General features: G+C 36.0%; 15 protein-coding genes. All 15 read left to right on the top strand.

The genetic code is table 11. The features are described from left to right. Nucleotides 1–21: 21 nt before the first annotated feature. The 15 genes from ACODSI_RS06830 (at nucleotide 22) to deoC (ending at nucleotide 24,125) form a co-directional block, all read left to right on the top strand. Nucleotides 22–3,087 carry a TAT-variant-translocated molybdopterin oxidoreductase gene (locus tag ACODSI_RS06830; protein WP_488916088.1) on the top strand — a complete coding sequence of 1,022 codons (3,066 nt, stop codon included), beginning with the start codon at nucleotides 22–24 and terminating at the stop codon, nucleotides 3,085–3,087. Between the two features lie 36 nt (nucleotides 3,088–3,123). Next, nucleotides 3,124–4,533: an NrfD/PsrC family molybdoenzyme membrane anchor subunit gene (gene nrfD, locus ACODSI_RS06835; protein WP_481790732.1), complete on the top strand. Its 1,410-nt coding sequence runs from the start codon at nucleotides 3,124–3,126 to the stop codon at nucleotides 4,531–4,533. A gap of 8 nt (nucleotides 4,534–4,541) precedes the next feature. Then, nucleotides 4,542–5,069 carry a DUF3341 domain-containing protein gene (locus tag ACODSI_RS06840; protein ID WP_488916089.1) on the top strand — a complete coding sequence of 176 codons (528 nt, stop codon included), beginning with the start codon at nucleotides 4,542–4,544 and terminating at the stop codon, nucleotides 5,067–5,069. Between the two features lie 6 nt (nucleotides 5,070–5,075). Beyond that, nucleotides 5,076–5,636 (top strand): c-type cytochrome, encoded by a 561-nt coding sequence (locus tag ACODSI_RS06845; protein ID WP_488916090.1) that lies wholly within the window; start codon nucleotides 5,076–5,078, stop codon nucleotides 5,634–5,636. Nucleotides 5,637–5,663: 27 nt separating this feature from the next. Next, nucleotides 5,664–7,139: a quinol:cytochrome C oxidoreductase gene (locus tag ACODSI_RS06850; RefSeq protein ID WP_488916091.1), complete on the top strand. Its 1,476-nt coding sequence runs from the start codon at nucleotides 5,664–5,666 to the stop codon at nucleotides 7,137–7,139. Nucleotides 7,140–7,158: 19 nt separating this feature from the next. Beyond that, nucleotides 7,159–8,340, top strand: a complete 1,182-nt coding sequence (locus ACODSI_RS06855) for a cytochrome c oxidase subunit II (RefSeq protein WP_488916092.1) — start codon at nucleotides 7,159–7,161, stop codon at nucleotides 8,338–8,340. Between the two features lie 23 nt (nucleotides 8,341–8,363). Next, nucleotides 8,364–10,169, top strand: a complete 1,806-nt coding sequence (locus ACODSI_RS06860; RefSeq protein WP_488916093.1) for a cytochrome c oxidase subunit I — start codon at nucleotides 8,364–8,366, stop codon at nucleotides 10,167–10,169. 78 nt (nucleotides 10,170–10,247) lie between these two features. Next, complete coding sequence (ruvB, locus tag ACODSI_RS06865; protein WP_488916094.1) at nucleotides 10,248–11,270, top strand: Holliday junction branch migration DNA helicase RuvB; 1,023 nt, start codon at nucleotides 10,248–10,250, stop codon at nucleotides 11,268–11,270. 2 nt (nucleotides 11,271–11,272) lie between these two features. Continuing rightward, nucleotides 11,273–12,196, top strand: a complete 924-nt coding sequence (queG, locus tag ACODSI_RS06870; RefSeq protein ID WP_488916095.1) for a tRNA epoxyqueuosine(34) reductase QueG — start codon at nucleotides 11,273–11,275, stop codon at nucleotides 12,194–12,196. A 106-nt stretch (nucleotides 12,197–12,302) separates the two neighbouring features. Beyond that, entirely contained in the window at nucleotides 12,303–14,600 is a 2,298-nt protein-coding gene (locus tag ACODSI_RS06875; RefSeq protein WP_488916096.1) for an NADP-dependent malic enzyme, read from the top strand. Nucleotides 14,601–14,666: 66 nt separating this feature from the next. Continuing rightward, nucleotides 14,667–15,248 carry a Holliday junction branch migration protein RuvA gene (ruvA, locus tag ACODSI_RS06880; protein ID WP_488916097.1) on the top strand — a complete coding sequence of 194 codons (582 nt, stop codon included), beginning with the start codon at nucleotides 14,667–14,669 and terminating at the stop codon, nucleotides 15,246–15,248. Between the two features lie 3 nt (nucleotides 15,249–15,251). Continuing rightward, entirely contained in the window at nucleotides 15,252–22,514 is a 7,263-nt protein-coding gene (gene sov, locus ACODSI_RS06885; protein ID WP_488916098.1) for a T9SS outer membrane translocon Sov/SprA, read from the top strand. Nucleotides 22,515–22,591: 77 nt separating this feature from the next. Continuing rightward, the gene (gene gcvH, locus ACODSI_RS06890) at nucleotides 22,592–22,972 is read left to right on the top strand and encodes a glycine cleavage system protein GcvH (protein WP_488916099.1); all 381 of its coding nucleotides are present in this window, start codon (nucleotides 22,592–22,594) and stop codon (nucleotides 22,970–22,972) included. Then, nucleotides 22,965–23,342 carry a VanZ family protein gene (locus ACODSI_RS06895; RefSeq protein ID WP_488916100.1) on the top strand — a complete coding sequence of 126 codons (378 nt, stop codon included), beginning with the start codon at nucleotides 22,965–22,967 and terminating at the stop codon, nucleotides 23,340–23,342. The genes gcvH and ACODSI_RS06895 overlap by 8 nt, the downstream gene beginning before the upstream one ends. 39 nt (nucleotides 23,343–23,381) lie before the next feature. Beyond that, nucleotides 23,382–24,125 (top strand): deoxyribose-phosphate aldolase, encoded by a 744-nt coding sequence (deoC, locus tag ACODSI_RS06900; RefSeq protein ID WP_488916101.1) that lies wholly within the window; start codon nucleotides 23,382–23,384, stop codon nucleotides 24,123–24,125. Nucleotides 24,126–24,133 lie beyond the last annotated feature (8 nt).

Raw genomic sequence — 24,133 nt, forward strand, 5'->3', positions numbered from 1 at the left:
AGAAGCTAATATTTATATACGATGTCATCTAACAAAAAATACTGGAAAAGTGTTGAGGAACTAAACGAAAATAGTTCTATTGTTGAGACGCTTAGAAATAATGAATTCGTGGAAGAAATTCCAACATCTGATTTTCTTTCAGATAGTGATTCTTTATCATCTTCATCAACTACTCGTCGTGATTTCTTAAAGTACGTTGGTTTTACAACAGCAGCTGCGTCTTTGGCTGCTTGTGAAGGACCAGTTCACAAATCAATTCCTTATGTAGTACAACCAGATACTATTATTCCTGGTGTAGCCGATTACTATGCTACCACTATGTTTGACGGATTTGATTTTGCGAATCTTTTAGTTAAAACAAGAGAAGGTCGTCCAATCAAAATTGAAAATAATAAAATAGAAGGTGCAAAATTTGCAGCTAATGCAAGAGTTCACGCTTCAGTGTTGTCATTATATGATAGCATGAGACTAAAAGCACCAAAAGTGGATGCTAAATCGGCTTCCTGGAGTGATGTTGATGCTAAAATAAAAGCGAGTTTAGCTGAGGCAAAAGCTTCAGGAAAACAAGTAGTATTGCTCACCAATACATTAGCGAGTCCTTCTTCTGAAAAATTAATTGCAGATTTTATTGCTAAAAACCCTACGGCTAAGCATATTGTTTATGATGCAGTTTCAGAATCAGCAGCGTTAGATGCTTTTGAAGCAGTTTATGGTGAAAGAGCTTTAGTAGATTATGATTTTTCAAAAGCGAATACTATCGTTTCTATCGGTGCAGATTTCTTAGGAGATTGGCAAGGTGGTGGTTATGATAAAGGTTTTGCTCAAGGAAGAATTCCACAAGCTGGGAAAATGTCTAAGCACTTTCAATTTGAAGCTAATATGACCCTTTCGGGTGCTGCAGCTGATAAAAGAGTGGCTATGAAAGTGGCAGACCAAAAACTTGCTTTAGTAAAAATTTACAACATCATCACTGGTTCTTCAGTAGCTTTAGGTAAATTAGATAACGAAGCTGAAGTTGTAAAAGCAGCAAATCAATTAAAAGCAGCTGGATCTAAAGGTCTTTTAGTATCTGGAATTCAAGATAAAAATGCACAATTACTTGTTTTAGCAATCAATCAAGTTTTAAAAAGTGAGGCCTTGTTAACAGCAAGTGCTAGATTAATTAGAAAAGGATCTGATGCGAAAGTAGAGCAACTTATTGCTGATATGAATGTAGGCTCTGTTCATACATTAATTATGAGCGGTGTAAATCCGGTGTATACTTTAGCAAATAGCAAATCTTTTGTTAGTGGTTTAGGTAAAGTAAAAACTTCTGTAGCTTTTTCAATTAAAGAAGATGAAACAGCAGAAAAAGTGAACATAGCTGCTGCTGCGCCACATTATTTAGAATCTTGGAACGATTATATGTTGACTAAAGGAACGTATTCTTTGGCGCAACCTACTATTCGTCCATTATTTAATACAAAACAATTTCAAGAAGCGTTAATGTCTTGGAATGGTGTTTCTGGAACGTATTACGATTATATTAAAGCTAATTCAGCTTCATACACAGCAGGTAGTACATGGAATAAAGTGCTTCATGATGGATTGGTAGTGTCAGGTGCTACTGGTATTGCTGGTGGAACTGCAGATTATGGTGTTGCGGCTTCAGCTTTAGCACAATCTAAATCAGCTGGTGATTTTGAATTAGTATTATATACCAAAACTGGTTTAGGTGATGGACAACAAGCAAACAATCCTTGGTTGCAAGAGTTTCCAGATCCAATCACTAGAGTTTCTTGGGATAATTACGTAACTGTTTCTCAAGCGGATGCTAAGAAATTAGGTTTAGAGAATAGAATTGTTGCTAACGGTGGTCTTAACGGAAGTTATGCTACTTTAACGGTAAACGGAACTAAACTTGAAAAAGTACCAGTTATTGTTCAGCCAGGACAAGCAGTTGGAACTTTAGGATTGTCTTTCGGGTACGGAAAAAAGGCTTCATTAAAAGAAGAAATGCAAGTAGGTGTTAATGCTTACGTATTATATAATAACTTTAACAACGTTCAATCAGTTTCGATTACTAAAGGAGACGGAGAGCACGAATTTGCTTGTGTTCAATCACAAAAAACCTTAATGGGTAGAGGTGATATTGTTAAAGAAACAACCTTAAAAGTTTTCAGTGATCCTAATGTTAAAGTAGAAGAGTGGAACCCAGTTCCTATGGTTTCTTTAGATCACAAAGAAACTCCTGCTACCAAAGTAGATTTATGGGAATCATTTGATCGTTCAACAGGACATCATTTCAATTTGTCAATCGATTTAAATGCTTGTACGGGTTGTGGTGCATGTGTAATTGCATGTCACGCTGAAAATAATGTTCCTGTAGTAGGTAAATCAGAAGTAAGAAGAAGTCGTGATATGCACTGGTTGCGTATTGATAGATATTATTCTTCTGAAGATACGTTTGCAGGGGATAATGAGAAAAAAGAAAATTTTGATGGATTATTTGGTGAAAAAGGATCGTTAGGTGGTTTTGGAAGTATGGAACATCCTGCTGATAATCCACAAGTTGCTTTCCAACCTGTAATGTGTCAACATTGTAACCATGCGCCTTGTGAAACAGTTTGTCCAGTAGCGGCAACTTCACACGGTCGTCAAGGTCAAAATCAAATGGCTTACAACAGATGTGTTGGTACTCGTTATTGTGCTAACAACTGTCCTTATAAAGTGCGTCGTTTCAACTGGTTCTTATATAACAAAAACAGCGAGTTCGATTATCATATGAATGATGATTTAGGTCGTATGGTTATCAATCCAGATGTAAACGTTCGTTCACGTGGGGTTATGGAGAAATGTTCAATGTGTATTCAAATGACACAAAAAACAATTCTTGATGCTAAACGTGATGGAAGAGTTATAAAAGATGGTGAATTCCAAACTGCTTGTTCAAATGCTTGTTCTACAGGAGCAATGGTATTTGGAGATGTAAATGATTCGGAGTCTAAAGTAGCAGAATTGCTTGAAGATAAAAGAATGTATCATTTATTAGAGCATGTTGGTACTAAACCAAACGTTATGTATCACGTTAAAGTAAGAAATACCTAGTTTAAAAAGATTAATTAAGAAACAAGATAAAGGATTATGTCGTCTCATTACGAAGCACCCATTAGAAAACCATTAGTCATAGGTGATAAAAGTTATCACGATGTGACTGTCGATGTTGCTGCACCTGTTGAAGGAAGAGCAAACAAACAATGGTGGACCGTTTTTTCAATCGCATTAGCAGCTTTCCTTTGGGGAGTAGGTTGTATCATCTATACCATTTCTACAGGTATTGGTTCTTGGGGACTAAACAAAACTGTAGGTTGGGCTTGGGATATTACTAACTTCGTTTGGTGGGTTGGTATTGGTCACGCAGGAACTTTGATTTCTGCTGTATTGTTACTTTTCCGTCAACGATGGAGAATGGCAATTAACCGTTCTGCTGAAGCGATGACAATTTTCTCAGTTGTACAAGCTGGATTATTCCCAATCATTCACATGGGTCGTCCATGGTTAGCTTACTGGGTAGTTCCAATTCCTAATCAATTTGGTTCGTTGTGGGTTAACTTTAACTCACCACTTCTTTGGGACGTGTTCGCGATTTCAACGTATCTTTCGGTATCATTAGTATTCTGGTGGACTGGTTTACTTCCTGATTTCGCAATGCTTAGAGACAGAGCGGTAACTCCTTTCAATAAAAGAGTATATTCTATTTTAAGTTTTGGTTGGAGCGGTAGAGCAAAAGACTGGCAACGTTTTGAAGAGGTTTCTCTTGTTTTGGCAGGTTTAGCTACGCCATTGGTACTTTCAGTACACACTATTGTATCTTTTGACTTTGCTACTTCGGTAATTCCAGGATGGCATACTACAATTTTCCCTCCTTACTTCGTAGCTGGAGCGGTATTCTCAGGATTTGCAATGGTAAATACCTTGTTAATTATCATGAGAAAAGTTTCTAACCTTGAAGCTTACATCACTATTCAACATATTGAATTAATGAACATTGTAATTATGATTACGGGTTCAATCGTTGGTGTCGCTTATATCACTGAGTTGTTTGTAGCTTGGTATTCAGGTGTAGAATATGAGCAATATGCTTTCTTAAACAGAGCAACTGGTCCATACTGGTGGGCATATTGGTCGATGATGACTTGTAACGTTTTCTCTCCACAATTTATGTGGTCTAAAAAACTAAGAACAAGTATCATGTTCTCTTTCATAATCTCAATCGTAGTAAATATTGGTATGTGGTTTGAACGTTTCGTAATTATTGTTACTTCACTTCACAGGGATTACCTTCCATCTTCATGGACGATGTTCTCTCCAACATTTATCGATATTGGTATCTTTACTGGTACAATTGGATTCTTCTTTGTGTTATTCTTATTATACGCTAGAACATTCCCAGTAATTGCACAAGCAGAGGTTAAAACTATTTTGAAATCTTCGGGTGAAAATTACAAAAGAGAAAGAGAAAAAGAAGGACATAATCATTCAGAAAAACATTAGTATTTGTTATGAGTAGTAATAAAGTTATACACGCTATATACAATGATGATGATATTTTAATGGATGCTGTAAAGCAAACCAGAAAGGCGCATCATCATATTGAAGAAGTTTATACTCCTTTCCCAGTTCACGGATTGGATAAAGCTATGGGTTTACCATCAACTAGATTGGCTATATGTGCTTTCATCTACGGATGTATCGGACTTACAGTTGCCACCACAATGATGGATTATATTATGATTCAAGATTGGCCTCAAGATATTGGTGGAAAACCTAGTATGAGTTACATTCAAAACATGCCGGCTTTTGTTCCTGTTATGTTTGAGATGACTGTATTTTTTGCAGCTCACTTAATGGTTATTACTTTTTATATGAGAAGTAAATTGTGGCCATTTAAACAAGCTGAAAATCCAGATGTAAGAACAACTGATGACCACTTTTTGATGGAAGTAGCTGTAAATAATAATGAAGATGAATTAACATCTTTCTTTAAAAGTACAGGTGCAGTTGAAGTTAAAGTAATAGAAAAGCACTAAACAGACATGAAAAGTTTATTAAAAATAGCATTAGTATTAGGGATAATACTGTCTTTTTCTTCTTGTAAGGATAATAACTCTCCAAACTACCAGTACATGCCTAATATGTATGAATCGGTTGCTTATGAAACCTATTCAGAGTCTTCAGCATTTAATTCTCCAACGGGATTACAAGGTAAAGAAGGTCAGTTGCCACCTGTTGGAACTATTAAAAGAGGCTATGTTCCTTATGAGTATGCAAACTCAACGGATGGGTATAATTTAGCAAAATTAAATTCTGTTTCACCACTTGATCCTGCTAAAATTGATATGAAAAAAGCAGAAGAGCTTTTTAATATTTATTGTGCAATTTGTCACGGAACCGCTGGTGATGGTAAAGGAAATTTAGTTAAACAAGGTAAATTCTTAGGAGTTCCAAACTATAAAGACAGACAAATTACGGAAGGAAGTGTTAATCACGTAATCAATTTTGGTCTTAACTCAATGGGTTCTTACGCAAATCAACTAAACCAAGAAGAACGTTGGATGGTTGCAGCTTATGTAATGAAACTTAAATCGCAATTATAATAGTAGAACAAACAGATTCTTATAGATATGTATACATTTTCAAAAAAATTAAAAACCACAGCACTTATTCTAATGATTTTAGGATTAGTTGGAATTGTGTATGGTTTTTTATCTGCTCCTAAAACTATAGAAGAGGCTGAAAAAATAGTAGCTGCAACTCACGAAGGACATCACGCTGAAGCTGAAGCTCATGATGGTCATAAAGTAGCAATGCCGTCAGAAGAAACTAAAACATCTGCTGAAGTTATCACTAAAGATACGACTAAAACCAGTGCTGATTCACTTGTAGCTAAAACGGATTCTATTAATGAAGTTGTTACTCCTGTAGTAGAACACAAAGCAAAAGCAGAAGTTGCTGAAGTAGATGAAGCTAAAGAAAAGAAAGAACATGCTGAACATGTTTTTCATCAGTTACAAAATAAACCATGGGCTGCTTTATATGTTGCTTGTATTTTCTTCATGTTGATTTCCTTAGGTGCTTTAGCATTTTATGCGATTCAACAAGTGGCACAAGCAGGTTGGTCTCCAGTATTGTTTAGAGTGATGCAAGGTATCACAGCCTATTTGCCTGTTGGTTCGGTTATATTTTTCGTTCTTTTATTATTAGCTGGTTTTCATCAACACCATTTGTTTACGTGGTTAGCAGACGGTGTTACTACTAAAGGTAGTGCTAATTATGACGAAATGATTGCTGGTAAATCAGGGTACTTAAATTTTCCATTTTGGATTTCAAGAGCAGCTATCTTTTTATTAGGATGGAACTTATACCGATATTTTTCTAGAAAAAATTGTTTAGCTCAAGATGAAGCTTCAGATAATACTTTCTATAAAAAGAACTTTAAATTATCAGCGGTATTCTTAGTATTCTTTATCGTTTCAGAATCTATTATGGCTTGGGATTGGTTAATGTCATTTGATCCACACTGGTTCAGTACGTTATTCGGTTGGTATGTATTTGCAAGTTTTTTTGTAAGTGGTATCACAACAATTTCTATGGTTACTTTATATTTAAAATCTAAAGGATATTTAGAAAATGTAAATTCAAGCCACATTCACGATTTATCTAAATTCATGTTCGGTATTAGTGTATTCTGGACGTATTTATGGTTCTCTCAATTCATGTTGATTTGGTATGCTAACATTCCAGAAGAGGTTACCTATTTCAAAACTAGAATTGATGTATTTACATTACCATTTTGGGGTGCAGTTGTTATGAACTTCGTTTTCCCTATTTTAGTACTTATCAACACAGATTTTAAACGCGTAGCTCCAATCATCGTTGGTGCTGGTGTAGTAATATTATGCGGTCATTATATTGATTTCTTTAACATGGTTATGCCTGCTACTGTTGGTGATCAATGGTTTATAGGAGTTTCAGAAATCGCATCAGTTTTGTTCTTTTTAGGATTGTTTATTTATGTAGTATTTACCGCTTTATCTAAAGTGCCACTTACGCCAAAACGTAATCCTTTTATAGAAGAAAGTAAACATTTTCATTATTAATATTTAAAGAAAACAACAAATGACAAGTTTATTAGTACTTCTTGTTTTAGTTTTATTATCGGTTGCATTATGGCAACTAACTAAAATTTTTGATTTAACTCAAGTAGGAAAAAGCAGTGACGACAACAATCAAGTTGCTGACGATAACGATAATAAAGTTAATGGTTACCTAATGTTTGGTTTTTTAGGGTTCATTTACTGTATTACAATTTTCTGTATCGTAAAATACGGTGATTTACCACTGATGAGTAATGCGGCTTCTGTTCATGGAAAAGAAGTAGATCAGTTGATGTGGATTTCAATGATATTGATTTTTGTTGTACAAATTATAACACAAGCATTGTTACACTATTTTGCCTACAAATACAGAGGTAAAAAAGGACAAGTTGCGACCTATTTTTCGGATAATAATAAATTAGAATTTATTTGGAGTTCCGTTCCTGCAATTGTTTTAGCGGTGTTAATCTTTTTCGGTTTGTATTCATGGAACGACATTATGTTCGTAAATGAGAAAGTTGAGAAACCTATTGTTATAGAGATTTACGCTCAACAATTCAAGTGGACTGCTAGATACTCTGGTGAAGACAATGTTTTAGGAAAAGCAAATGTTAGATTAATTGAAGGTGTGAATTCACTTGGAGTTGATTTGGCTGATAAAAATGCTCAAGATGATATTGTTACTGATGAGATTCATATCCCAAAAGGGAAAAGAGTAATCTTCAAATTACGTTCTCAAGATGTATTACACTCGATGTACATGCCTCATTTTAGAGCACAAATGAATTGTGTTCCTGGGATGGTAACTCAGTTCTCTTTTATTCCTTCTACTACTACAAGCGAGATGAGAGACAATCCTGATATGATAAAAAAAGTAGCTAGAATCAATCATATTAGAGAAGAAAAGAGCAAAGAATTACTTGCTGAAGGAAAAACTGCTTTAGATCCTTATACTTTTGATTACCTTTTGTTGTGTAATAAAATTTGTGGAGCATCTCACTATAACATGCAAATGAAGGTTGTAGTTGATACTCCAGAAGACTATAAAAAATGGTTGAGCGGAAAGACTACTCTAGTAAAATCTGTTAAAGATGCTGCTGCTGAAGATGCTAAAGCCAAAGAAGGCGAAGCGGCCGGGGCTAAATCTGATACTGTTTCTGCAAAAAAAGATACAACTATGGTGGCTGAAGCACCAATGAAATAATAAAAAATAATATTTACAATAATATGAGTCACGCACACGATAATCACGCACACGATCACCACGAAGATCATCATGAACACCACCATAAAGACACGTTTATTACTAAATATATATTTAGTATAGACCATAAAATGATTGCTAAACAATACTTGTTGACAGGTATTTTTATGGGAATTATTGGTGTTGGTATGTCTTTGCTTTTTAGACTTCAGTTGGCTTGGCCAGAGCAGTCTTTTAAAGTTTTTAGCTTCTTTTTAGGAGAAAAAATGGCTCCAGGAGGCGTAATGACTAACGAAGCTTATTTGTCTTTAATTACAATTCACGGTACCATAATGGTATTCTTTGTACTTACTGCAGCTTTGAGTGGTACTTTTAGTAACTTGCTTATTCCATTACAACTTGGAGCACGAGATATGGCTTCTGGATTTTTAAATATGATATCTTACTGGTTATTTTTCCTGTCAAGTGTTATTATGGTAATTTCCTTGTTTGTAGAATCAGGACCAGCATCAGCAGGTTGGACAATATATCCTCCTTTGAGTGCCTTGCCTCAAGCTATTTCAGGTTCAGGTTTAGGTATGACATTGTGGTTGGTTTCTATGGCAGTATTTATTGCAGCTTCTTTAATGGGATCACTAAATTACATTGTAACAGTACTTAATCTTAGAACTAAAGGAATGACAATGACAAGAATGCCTTTAACTATCTGGGCTTTCTTTATTACTGCAGTTATCGGTGTGATATCATTTCCAGTTCTTTTGTCAGCTGCGTTATTGTTGATTATGGATAGAAGTTTCGGTACTTCGTTCTTCTTATCTGATATTTATTTAGCTGGAGAAGTTCTTAACTACCAAGGTGGTTCGCCAGTTTTATTTGAGCATTTATTTTGGTTCTTAGGACATCCTGAGGTATATATCATTTTGTTACCAGCATTGGGAATTACTTCAGAAGTAATCGCTACCAACTCTCGTAAACCAATCTTTGGATACAGAGCAATGATCATGTCTATTTTGGCGATTGCATTTTTATCTACAATTGTTTGGGGTCACCACATGTTCATCTCGGGAATGAATCCTTTCTTAGGTTCGGTGTTTACCTTTACAACATTGTTAATTGCAATTCCATCGGCTGTAAAAGCGTTCAACTACATTACTACTTTATGGAAAGGTAACTTACAGTTAAATCCTGCTATGTTGTTTTCTATTGGTTTAGTTTCAACGTTCATCACGGGTGGTTTGACTGGAATTATTTTAGGAGATAGTACATTAGATATTAATGTTCACGACACGTATTTTGTTGTGGCTCACTTCCACTTAGTAATGGGTATTTCTGCTCTTTACGGAATGTTTGCTGGTATCTATCATTGGTATCCTAAAATGTTTGGTAGAATGTTAAACAAGACGTTAGGATATGTTCACTTCTGGGTAACTGCCGTATGTGCTTATGGAGTTTTCTTCCCGATGCACTTTATTGGTATGGCTGGTTTACCAAGACGTTACTATGAGAATACGAACTTCCCATTATTTGATGATTTACAAGATGTGAATGTTATTATTACAACTTTTGCTCTTATAGGTGGTGCTTTCCAATTAGTATTTATTTACAACTTCTTCCACAGTATTTTTTATGGAAAGAGAACTGTTCAAAATCCTTGGAGATCAAATACACTTGAGTGGACTGCTCCAATTGAGCACATCCACGGTAACTGGCCAGGTGAAATTCCTGAAGTTTACAGATGGCCTTATGATTACAGTAAACCAGGTCATGATGAAGATTTTGTACCACAAAATGTTCCAATGAAGCCAGGTGAAGAAGTATTACACCACTAAGATTATATATTATATAAAAAATGCCTTTCTAATGAGAGGCATTTTTATTTGCATCCAACTTTGTTATATATTTGTAATATGAACGAACATTTAGATCCTACCAATTCCAATTATAATTCGGATGAACTTGACCTCGAAAAAAAATTAAGGCCATTATCATTTGACGATTTTACTGGACAAGAACAAGTTTTAGACAATCTAAAAGTTTTCGTTGAGGCTGCCAATCAAAGAAATGAAGCGCTAGACCATACCTTATTTCATGGGCCACCAGGATTAGGTAAAACAACTTTAGCTAATATTTTAGCCAATGAGTTAGGAGTTGGAATCAAAATTACTTCAGGACCCGTTTTGGATAAACCCGGTGATTTGGCTGGTTTACTTACCAATTTAGAAGATAGAGATGTCTTGTTCATTGATGAGATTCATCGCTTGAGTCCGGTTGTGGAAGAATATCTTTATTCTGCCATGGAGGATTTCAAAATTGATATTATGATTGAATCTGGACCAAATGCTCGTACGGTTCAAATCAATTTAAATCCGTTTACTTTAGTTGGAGCGACTACTCGTTCGGGGTTATTAACCGCACCGATGCGTGCTCGATTTGGAATTCAAAGTCGACTTCAATATTACAACACCGAATTATTAACGACTATTGTTCAACGTAGTTCGGCCATTCTTAGAATGCCAATTACGATGGAAGCTGCTATAGAAATAGCTGGTAGAAGCCGCGGAACACCGCGTATTGCCAATGCATTATTGCGTCGCGTTAGAGATTTTGCGCAGATTAAAGGGAATGGTAAAATCGATATTGAAATTGCTAAATATTCGTTAAAAGCATTGCACGTAGACGCACATGGTTTGGATGAAATGGACAATAAGATATTAACCACAATCATCGAAAAATTTAAAGGTGGTCCTGTCGGTTTGTCAACTTTAGCCACAGCAGTTTCAGAGAGTGGTGAAACCATCGAAGAAGTTTACGAGCCTTTTTTAATTCAAGAAGGATTCATAATTCGTACTCCAAGAGGCAGAGAGGTGACCGAAAAAGCTTATAAACATCTAGGTAAAATAAATACTAATATTCAAGGAGGATTGTTTTAATTTTGATAAACAATAAAGAAAAATATACCCAACTCATTAAAACCGAAGCCAAACGCCTCGGTTTTTTCTCATGTGGCATTTCTAAAGCGGGTTTTCTAGAAGAAGAAGCACCTAGATTAGAACGTTGGTTGAACCAAAATCGGCACGGGCAAATGGCGTATATGGAAGACTATTTTGACAAACGTTTAGATCCAACAATTTTGGTGGAAGACGGGAAAAGCGTCATTTCTTTATTACTGAATTATTATCCATCAGAGTTTCAAAATGAAGAAAGCTATAAAATATCAAAATATGCCTACGGTAAAGATTATCACTATGTTATAAAAAAGAAATTAAGAAAATTTCTAAATACGATTAAAAGAGAAATTGGAGATGTTTCAGGTCGGGCTTTTATTGATTTTGCTCCAGTAATGGAAAAAGCTTGGGCCGCTAAAAGTGGTTTAGGTTGGCTGGGAAAAAACAATAATTTGCTAACCAAACAAGTAGGGTCGTTTTATTTTATAGCTGAATTAATTATTGATTTAGAGTTGGAATACGATCATGCCACAACCGACCATTGCGGCAGTTGTACGGCTTGTATAGATGCTTGTCCAACCCAAGCCATTGTTGCACCTTATGTCGTTGATGGAAGTAAATGTATTTCTTATTTTACTATCGAATTAAAAGACAATTTACCTCAAGAAATGAAAGGTAAATTCGACGATTGGGCTTTTGGTTGTGATGTTTGTCAAGATGTTTGTCCGTGGAATAAATTTTCTAAACCGCATAACGAACCTTCATTCAACCCCAATCCAGAATTGCTGTCATTCACCAAAAAAGATTGGGAAGAAATTACAGAAGATACGTTCAATAAGGTCTTCAAAAGCTCAGCTGTTAACAGAACACAGCTTGATGGTTTTAGGCGAAATATTAATTTTTTAAAATAAATATCAATTAATTTATATTTATGTTTTCGCCAAAAGAAAAGCTATAAAAGTTGTTGTTTTACGTCGAGACTTTTACCTTTGTAAGTCAGAATGTAAAAAGACCACAATGAATAAATCAAGTAAGCGTAGAGAAGCACTTTTATATCATGCCAAACCTACTCCAGGAAAAATACAAGTTGTTCCAACCAAAAAATATGCTACACAACGAGACTTGTCTTTAGCCTATTCGCCGGGTGTTGCAGAACCTTGTCTTGAGATTGCAAAAGATATAAACAACGTTTATAAATATACTTCTAAAGGGAATCTGGTAGCCGTAATTTCTAATGGTACTGCTGTTTTAGGATTAGGAGATATCGGTCCTGAAGCATCTAAACCTGTAATGGAAGGTAAAGCATTGTTGTTTAAAATATTTGCCGATATTGATGTTTTTGATATTGAAGTAGGCACCAAAGATATCGAAGAATTTATCGCTACTGTCAAAAATATAGCACCTACTTTTGGTGGAATTAATCTTGAAGATATCAAAGCCCCAGAGTCGTTTGAAATTGAAAGACGATTGGTGGAAGAATTGAACATTCCAGTGATGCACGACGATCAACACGGAACAGCAATAATCTCTTCTGCAGCCTTGCTGAATGCTTTAGAATTAGCTGATAAAAAAATTGAAGAGGTAAAATTAGTAGTTTCTGGTGCTGGTTCTGCGGCTTTAGCTTGCGCTAATTTATACGTGTTGTTGGGTGTAAAACTCGAAAATATCATCATGTTCGATAAGGATGGGGTGTTGTCAAATGACCGAACCGACTTATCTGAACTTCAAAAAAAATACTCCTACGGAAAAAAAGGTATTAGTTTGAAAGATGCTTTGGTGAATGCTGATGTGTTTCTCGGGCTTTCTGCTGGAAATATTCTGTCGCCAGAAATGTTGTTAGGAATGGCTCAAAATCCTATTGTTTTTGCTATGGCTAATCCCACTCCAGAAATAGATTACAACATTGCCATTGCAACAAGAGAGGATCTTATCATGGCAACCGGTCGTTCCGATTATCCTAATCAAGTAAATAATGTGCTAGGATTTCCTTATATCTTTAGAGGTGCTCTAGATGTTCGAGCTACTAAAATTAATGAAGCCATGAAAATGGCAGCTGTTCGTGCATTAGCGGCTTTGGCCAAAGAAATGGTTCCTGAGCAAGTTAATATTGCTTACGGCGAAACCCGATTGAATTTTGGTCGAGATTATATTATTCCAAAGCCTTTTGACCCAAGATTAATTGCTACAGTAGCACCAGCAGTGGCTAAAGCCGCTATGGAAAGTGGCGTAGCGCTACAACCCATTACCGATTGGGAAAAATATGAAGAGGAGTTGATGGAGCGAATGGGTTCTGATAATAAAATGGTTCGATTGCTTACTAATCGTGCTAAAACGGACCCTAAACGCATTGTCTTTGCAGAAGCAGATCAATTAGATGTGCTGAAAGCAGCTCAAATAGTTTACGAAGAAGGAATTGGTCATCCAATTTTACTAGGTCGAAAAGAAGATATTCTAGAATTGAAAGAAGAAATTGGATTTGATGCCGATGTGCCAATTTTTGACCCGAAAACTAAAGAAGAAGACAGACGCAGATTAGAATATGCCGATATTTTTTGGAAAGAAAGACAACGTCGTGGAATTTCATTGTTGGATGCTCAAAAATGGATGCGCGAACGCAATTATTTTGCTGCTATGATGGTTAATCAAGGTGATGCTGATGCCATGGTTTCGGGTTATTCTAGAAGTTATCCAACTGTCGTAAAACCTTTGATGCAATTGATTGGGAAAGCACCAGGTATTTCGCTTATCGCCACCACTAACATGATGATGACCAATCGTGGTCCAATGTTTTTGTCGGATACCGCAATCAATCCCAATCCAACAGCAGATGATTTGGCAAAAATTGCTTTAATGACAGAGAAAACCGTTCGAATGTTTGGTATGGAACCTGTAATTGCAATGGTATCGTTTTCCAATTTTGGTTCGTCTACACATGAAAGTGCCAATAAAGTTCGTGAAGCGGTGGCTTATTTACACAAATATTATCCCGATTTGATTGTTGATGGTGAAATTCAAACGGATTTTGCCTTGAATCCCGACATGCTTAAAGCGAAGTTTCCCTTCTCTAAATTAGCAGGCAAAAAGGTAAATACGTTAATATTTCCAAATTTAGAATCGGCGAATATCACGTATAAATTGCTTAAAGAATTATACAAAGTAGATTCAGTAGGTCCTATCATGCTTGGCATGGATAAGCCAGTACATATTTTCCAACTCGGAGCAAGTGTAGAAGAAATGGTAAACATGTCGGCGGTAGCGGTTGTGGATGCTCAAGAAAAAGCTAAGCGAATCAAGAATTTCGACGTAAATAAGTAGCATTAAAACGGTAATAATCACGCTAATTAAAGATTTTTGTTATATTTGGAATTACATAGGTAAATTATGATAGCACACATTCAAGGTAAATTAGTTGAAAAAACACCAACTGAAGTCGTAATTGACTGTAATGGTGTGGGTTATCACATCAATATTTCGTTGCACACCTACACATTACTTCCCAACACCGATTTTGTGAAACTTTTCACGTATCTAATGATTAAAGAAGATGCACATTCACTATACGGATTTGTAGAAAAATCAGAACGAGAAATATTTAAAATGCTGCTTTCGGTTTCTGGAATAGGAGCTGGAATTGCCAGAACTATGCTATCTTCATTAGAACCAAAACAAATCATTCAAGCATTGGCTAGTGGTGATGTGGGAACCATACAATCTATAAAAGGAATTGGAGGTAAAACCGCCCAACGCGCCATACTTGATTTGAAGGATAAAGTGTTAAAAATATATGATTTAGACGAAGTTTCGCTATCTCAAAACAATACAAATCGAGATGAAGCGTTATCTGCTTTGGAGGTTTTAGGTTTTGTTAGAAAAGCATCCGAAAAAATAGTAGATAAAGTAATCAGTCAAAATCCGGATGCTACCGTTGAAGTAATTATCAAACAAGCATTAAAAAATTTATAATTGTTGAAAACAAATTACCATAAATATATCAAAGTTGTTCAAAAACTAGCATTTGTCATAGTATTGTTGCTAGTTACTCAATTTACACACGCTCAAGTTGATACTGATGTGAATGACTCCATAAAAGGATACAATACAGGAAGCATGCAAATGGCTAATCCCAAAAGTGTGGTTGAAGCTTATACCTACGATTCGGCAACAGATCGTTATGTACTGACCAAAACCTTTGAAGGTTTCAACATAAATTATCCAATCATTCTTACTCCAAAAGAATATGAAGACCTTGTTCTTAAGGAATCCATGCACAATTATTTCAAAGAAAAGTCGGATGCCATAGACGGCAAAAAAGCTGGTGCTGAAGAAAAAAAGAAAGATTTATTGCCGAGATACTATGTCAATTCTAACTTTTTTGCCACTATATTTGGTTCCAATACAATAGACGTAAAACCCACAGGTTCGGCCGAAATTGATCTAGGTTTTCGCCATACCAAACAGGATAATCCTTCTTTTTCACCTCGAAATCGTTCAACAACAACGTTCGATTTCAATCAAAGAATTAGTATGAGTTTGATGGGTAAAGTCGGAACACGATTGAATGTAAATGCTAATTACGATACTCAATCTACTTTTGCATTTCAAAATCTTATCAAATTATCTTTTGATCCTTCCGCTTCGGGAGGAGATGACTCCATTATTAAAAAAATTGAAGTAGGTGCCGTAAGCATGCCACTCAACAGTACATTAATTCGAGGTGCACAGAGTTTGTTTGGGGTTAAAGCACAATTGCAGTTTGGTAAAACTACGGTAAATGCTGTATTTGCCGAACAAAAATCACAAACCAAAACGGTAACAGCTCAGGGCGGAGGGACCGTTCAGAATTTTGAACTTTTCGCCCAAGAATATGATGCCGACAGGCACTTTTTCTTATCTCAGTATTTTAAGAATCGTTACGATTATGCCTTAAGAAACTATCCATTAATTGACAGTAGAGTACAAATTACACGTATTGAAGTTTGGATTACCAATAAACAAAATCGCGTGAGCACGACCAATAATAATTTGCGAAATATCATTGCTCTTCAAGATTTAGGAGAAGCGCGTTTGAATTATCCACCAACAATTAATGCTATTCCAGATGATCAAGTGGTTGCTATTAATACGCCACCTTCAAATTTCTTTGTGAATCCTATAGATTCTCCACCAGCCAACAATAATAACCTTTACGATCCGGCTTTAATCATAGCAACAGGCGGATTGTTAAATACGAATATTCGTCAAATTGTAACTTCTAATGCTGGATTCAACAATTCGGTACCCGTTTCCGAAGGAACCGATTACGCTAAATTAGAGAATGCACGAAAATTATTACCAAACGAGTTTACTTACAATACACAATTGGGATACATTTCGTTGCAACAGCGCTTGGCTAATGACGAAGTTCTAGCAGTGGCGTATCAATATACCATTGGTGATCAGGTGTTTCAAGTAGGTGAGTTTGGTACCGATGGTGTAGATGCTACTCAGGTAGATCCAAACGGTGTTCCCTCTTCTCAAGCGTTGATTTTGAAAATGCTTAAAAGTAGTTTGACCAACGTACAGAAACCAATTTGGGGATTGATGATGAAAAATATCTATCAAATTCCGAGTGGGTTTCAATTGCAAAAAGAAGATTTTAAATTCAATATTTTATACACCGACCCATCGCCGTTAAACTATATAACGCCAGCTAATTCTACATCACCACTCCCAACAGATATAGCAGATACTCCACTATTGAAAGTATTTGGTTTGGATCGATTAAATTCCAGTAACGACCCACAAGTTGGTGGAGATGGTTTTTTTGATTTTGTACCCGGGTTAACGGTTGATCAACAAAACGGTCGAATTATTTTCACTTCGGTAGAGCCATTCGGAAATTATTTATTTGAAAAATTAAGAACCAGTCCGCTACAAGATTATAATGGAGACGTTTCTTTAAATCCATTAGTATACAACGACAATCAGTCTAAATATGTTTTTAGAAAACTGTATAAATCCACTCAAGCTGCAGCTTTACAAGACAGTCAGAAGAATAAATTTCAATTAAAAGGGAAATTCAAATCGTCGGGTGGTGACGGAATTCCAATTGGAGCTTTCAACGTGCCTAAAGGCTCGGTTATCGTAACTGCTGGAGGAAGACGATTGGTGGAAGGCGTTGATTACACTGTAAATTATCAAGCCGGTAGAGTGCAAATTTTAGATCCATCGTTATCCGCTTCAAATACTCCAATTGAGGTTTCGGTTGAAAATAATTCCACTTTTGGAAGACAAACCAAACGTTTTTACGGAATTAACGTAGAGCACAAGTTTACCGACAAGTTTATGGTTGGTGGTACTATGTTGAAAATGTCGGAACGTCCATTTACTCAAAAATCAAATTACGGTCAGGAATCCGTAAACAATACCATATATGGATTGAATACGAGCTACTCAACAGAAGTTCCATTCCTAACTCGATTGGTAAATAAATTGCCAAATATCGATACTGACGTACCGTCGAATGTGTCGTTTAGAGGTGAAATTGCCTACTTAAAACCGGGTACTCCAAAAGCAGATAAATTTAATGGAGAATCTACGGTTTATGTAGAGGATTTTGAGGGCTCTCAAACCAATATTGATATGAAATCACCCTATTCGTGGTTTTTATCCGCTACTCCAATTAAGCCTACTACAGGTGCGATAACCGATTACAATGATTTTGGAGGAAATTCAACTACTTTAGATTATGGTTTTAAAAGAGCAAGATTGGCTTGGTACACCATCGACCCTGTTTTTTATACGCAACGGCCAACCGGTATTTCGGATGATGATTTGTCGCTAAATACGACCAGAAGAATTTACAGTCAAGAATTATATCCGGCAACCGTTTTAGCTCAAGGACAATCCCAAGTAGTTAATACGTTAGATTTGACCTATTTTCCAAAAGATCGTGGTCCCTATAACTTCAACCCAGCTACGGCTTCAGACAACACATTGCCCAATCCAGGAGATAATTTTGGAGGAATCGTTAGAGCTTTAAATTCGACTAATTTTGAACAATCCAATATTGAGTATATTCAGTTTTGGATGATGGATCCTTACACAGATACCCGAGTTTCAACGGCACCAATTAATCCAGGAAATACCGGTAGAATTTATTTTAACTTAGGAGAAATATCTGAAGACGTGCTTCAAGACGGAAGAAAATTCTATGAAAATGGAATTGGAAACAACCAAACTTTAGCACCACCAACCATCTGGGGTGATACACCAGCTTCACAGTCGTTAATTTACGCTTTTGATTCTAATGAAGCCAACCGAGGATCACAAGATTTAGGATATAATGGGTTGAATAATGCTCAAGAAGCCGTTAAATTTCCAGGATTTGCCTCTTTTCAAGATCCAGCACAAGACGATTACACCTATTATTTAAACACCACTGGAGATGTTTTTGATCGTTATAAAAATTATAATGGTACAGAAGGGAACTCACCAGTTAATGTAACCGATACCAATCGTGGTTCTACAACAGTACCAGATGTAGAAGACATCAATCGTGACAATACCATGAACACGATTAATGCCTATTATGAATACAGTATTAAAATAAGCCCGTTAGATTTAGCGAATGTTGGTCAAAACTACATCACTAACATTTTACCAACCCAGGTAACGCTTCCTAATGGCGAAACTACTACAGCACGTTGGATTCAGTTTAAAATTCCGATTAACCAACCAACGAATACTATTGGAAGTATTTCTGATTTTCGCTCTATTCGATTCATGAGAATGTTCATGACCAAATTTACCGATCAAATGACCATTCGTTTTGGTTCATTAGACTTGGTTCGTGGCGAATGGAGAAAATACGACAATACTTTAGATCCTGCCGATACGGATACTACAGATGACAGTACCGACTACGATTCATTTGCGGTAAACACACAGGAAAACGGTACAAGAACTCCTATTCATTATGTGTTGCCTCCTGGAGTAGAATTGGAACAATTGTACAATAATAATACCTTGATTCCGCAAAATGAGCAGTCCTTGGCGATTAGAGTGGGTACCTTAACCGATAACGGTTTAGAACCAGGTGATTCTCGTGCAGTGTTCAAAAATGTAAGTGTGGATATGCGTCAGTATAAAAAAATAAAAATGTTTTTACATGCTGAGGCCATCGCTACAGATTCCAACTCAATTGAAGATGATGAAATGATTGGTTTCATCCGATTTGGTGGCGATTTTATAGACAACTTCTATCAAGTAGAGCTTCCGCTTAAGAAAACCCAATTTGGAGATAACTCTCGTGAAGGAGTATGGCCAACAGCCAATAATTTGGATGTTTCTCTGGAACTTCTTACTCGAATGAAAATCATTGCTATGAGTCATGTTTTGGCTCCGGGTCAAATTTATTATCCTGATGATGATGTTACTTTGGCAGATGGTGATGGCGATCCTAACTTGCGTCTTGGAATTCGAGGTAATCCTAATTTTGGATTAGTAAGAACATTAATGCTTGGGGTTAAAAACAATACCAATCGATTAAACACTACACAACATCCATTAAATCCTAGACGTATTAAAGGAGAAGTCTGGTTTAATGAATTGCGTTTGGCCGAAATGGACAATAAAGGCGGTATGGCTGCTATAGCAAATATGGATGCCAATGTAGCCGATTTTGCGACTGTTTCTGCAACAGGACGTATGAGTACGATTGGATTTGGCGCTCTAGAGCAAGGGCCAAGTCAAAGAAATCTTGAAGACGTATTGCAGTATAATGTGGTAACCAATTTGAGTTTGGGTAAATTATTACCAAAAACCTACCACGTTAATTTACCGTTCAATTATGCTATTGGTGAAGAATTCATCACGCCTAAATACGACCCATTCAATCAAGATATTGAATTAAAGCAATTGATTGATGTAACTACAGATGCTGCTGAAAAGAAAAACATCAAAAACAGAGCGATTGATTACACTAAAAGAAAAAGTATCAACTTTATCGGGGTGAAAAAAGAACGTGGTGAAAAACAAAAACCACATTTTTATGATCCGGAGAACTTAACGTTGTCTTATACCTATAATCAGGTTGATCGTCATACCTATGAACTAGAAAACTATACCGATCAGCATGTTAGCACAACAGCCGATTATACGTTTGCATTTCAAACCAAACCTGTTGAGCCCTTTAAGAAAACTAAAATATTCAAAAAGAGCAGTTATTGGAAAATGTTGAGTGATTTCAACTTTAATTATTTACCAACCAACGTTTCATTTAGTTCAAATATAACACGACAATTTAATAGACAACAATTTCGATTGGTTGATGTGGAAGGTATCGGTTTGGATGCCTTATATCAAAGAAATTTCTTGTTCAATTACCAATACGGGTTCAATTATAATTTGACCAAAGCATTGAAAATTAACTTTAATGCTACTTCTAATAATATTGTTAGAAATTATATGAAAGAAGACAATACTCCCGATAATTCCTATACCATTTGGTCGGATTATTGGAATATTGGAACGCCTAACCAACACAACCAACAAGTAACAGTAAACTACGAATTACCAATCAACAAAATTCCATTTTTGAGTTTTGTGAAAGCGAATTATACTTATACGGGTAATTACAGTTGGCAACGTTCCTCCATAGCAATGTCTTCAGTAGTTGGTTCTGATGGAATTGATTATAATTTAGGAAACACCATCCAAAATGCTGGTTCTCACAAGTTGAATACGACCTTAAATATGGAGACGTTCTATAAGTATATTGGGTTGTCTAAACAGAAGAAAACTACTAAAACTACAGCATCAAATGCACCTCCAAAACCCGGAGATAAAGTGAATAATATTAAAGCGGTACCAGCCCAAAACACCAATGTATTTTTAGATGGTTTGATTGGTATTGTAACTAGCGTCAAAAATATTCAGATAAATTATAACGAAAACCAAGGAACCGCCTTGCCAGGATTTTTACCAAGCATTGGGTTTTTTGGAACCGCCAAGCCTTCTTTAGGATTTGCTTTTGGAGCTCAAGACGATATTCGCTTTGAAGCGGCTAAACGTGGATGGTTAACAACGTATCCAGATTTCAATCAAAATTATACACATGTTTTGACTCGAACTCTTGATTTTACAGCCAATATGGATTTGTTTCCAGATTTCAAAATCGATTTGAGTGGGAATAGAACCTATGCAAACAATTACTCAGAGCAATACGATGTAGATGCTGCAACTGGAGCTTATAATTCAAGATCGCCTTATAACACTGGGAATTTTGCTATCTCGACTATTTTAATAAAAACCGCTTTCAAGAGTAGTGATGAATTTGGTTCTGCCGCCTTTGATGATTTTAGAAGCAATCGTCTTATAGTAGCTAATCGTTTGGCAACCGCAAACGGTATTGATTTGAGCAATCCAGCCAATATTAATCCGGATGGTTTTCCTAAAGGATATGGTAAAACGAGTCAAGAAGTTTTGCTGCCATCATTCTTAGCAGCTTACACCGGAAAAGACGCTTCGGGAGTTTCTTTAGGAATGTTTAGGAATGTTCCGATTCCAAACTGGAATGTCAAATACAGTGGATTGATGCGCTATAAATTCTTCAAAGATAAATTCAAGCGCTTCTCTATTCAACATGCGTACAAGGCTTCTTATACTATAAATTCATTCCGATCTAATTTAGATTATACGCAACATGCAGGTCAGATCAATCCGTTAAACGGAAATTATTACAGTCAAACAATTGTTGGCAATGTGAATTTAGTAGAGCAGTTTAATCCGCTAGTTCGTATTGATTTTGAAACCAAAAGTTCGTTTAAAATTTTGGCCGAAATGAAAAAAGATCGTGCTTTGTCACTTAGTTTCGACAACAACTTGTTAACCGAAGTGAAAGGTATTGAATACGTCATTGGAACAGGATACCGATTTAAAGATGTCATTTTCTCTTCCAGATTAGCCGATAATCCATCGGGTGTTATCAAAAGTGATATCAACTTGAAAATTGATTTTTCGTATAGAAATAATAAAACAATTGTACGTTATTTAGATTATGATAACAATCAATTGGGTGGCGGACAAAACATTTGGTCGTTCAAATTAACCGCAGATTATTCGTTCAGTAAAAACCTGACTGCAATTCTCTATTACGATCATTCGTTCTCTAAAGCGGTGATTTCAACCTCATTCCCATTGACCAATATTAGAGGTGGATTTACCTTGCGATACAACTTTGGAAATTAATTGAAATAGTGATAAAAATCATTTTAAAAATTTAAGAATAAACAATACATTTGACCTGAATTTAAATACACAAACAAATGAACATACCAACTAATTTAAAATACACTAAAGACCACGAATGGGTTGCTCTTGAAGGTGATGTAGCTACTATTGGAATTACTGATTTCGCACAAAGCGAATTGGGCGATATTGTCTATGTAGAAGTAGAAACATTAGATCAAACGTTAGACAAAGATGAGGTTTTTGGAACCGTTGAAGCGGTAAAAACTGTTTCTGATTTGTTCTTGCCTTTGGCTGGAGAAATCATTGAATTTAACGAAGATTTAGAGCGCAATCCAGAAACTGTAAATTCGGATCCTTATGGAGCAGGATGGATGGTGAAAGTAAAAGTTGCCGATGCATCGCAATGGGATGAATTATTAGACAGCGAAGCTTACGGAAAATTAATCGGTGCTTAATACCAAAACATATCTATTATTTGCTCTGCTTTGGACTGCAATAGTCACGTTTCTTAGTCTGGCAACTTTGGGTGATGTTGGTGAATCGATTACGATTCCAGGTAAAGATAAATACGTTCATTTTACGTTTTATTTCGTTTTTGTTCTGTTTTGGAATTTTGTTTTAAAAGCCAAATACAATACCGTTTTTACTCATATTCTTATCGTTCTTTTTGCAATAGAATATGGTGTTTTTATGGAAATTTGTCAAGGAATTTTTACCAAAACCCGAACGCCCGATATCCATGATATTTATGCGAATACAACTGGCGCAATAATAGGATTTATTTTTATTACCCTATATCATATTAAAAAGAAAGCCACTCATTGAGTGGTTTTTTTGTACCTTTATCACTTCTAAAAAATCAAAATGAATATCAAACAATATTTAGACTCAACCTATCTTAAAACACCAGAACAAGCGGGACTTTCGGTTGCCGAAAACACCAAAATAGTTCAAGGTTTTATCCAAGAAGCTATCGACGAACACTTTAAATTGATTATGATTCGTCCCGATATGGTTTCGTTGGCAAAGCAAATGATTACGGAAGCCAATTCAGTGCTGACTATTGGAACGGTAATCGGATTTCACGAAGGCACGTATTCGTTAGAAGAAAAATTAGCCGAAGCCCAAAAAGCAATTGAAGATGGAGCCGATGATTTGGATTTTGTTTGCAATTATGAAGCGTTTAAAAGAGGCGAAATCGAATTGGTAAAAACCGAAATCCTTGAAGGTACTAAATTGGGTTTGTCTCATCATAAAATTGTAAAATGGATCATTGAAGTCGCGGCTTTAAACGCTGACCAAATCATTCAGTTGTCTACATTGATTAAAAATGTAGTGATGTCTAATTTTAAAGAATCAAATTATTGTTCGGTTTTTGTAAAATCATCAACAGGTTTTTACACCACAGAAAATGGGTTGCCTAATGGCGCTACAATCCCTACTATATTGATGATGCTCGAAAATGCGTCGCCACTTCCGGTGAAAGCAGCTGGTGGTGTGCGAACTTATGATGAAGCGGTTGCCATGATTCAATTGGGTGTAAAACGCATCGGAACTTCTTCTGCCAAAGCTATTGCTCATGGTGAAACAACAACTAGTGATTACTAAATTATACT

The organism is Flavobacterium sp. FG139 (assembly GCF_057809695.1).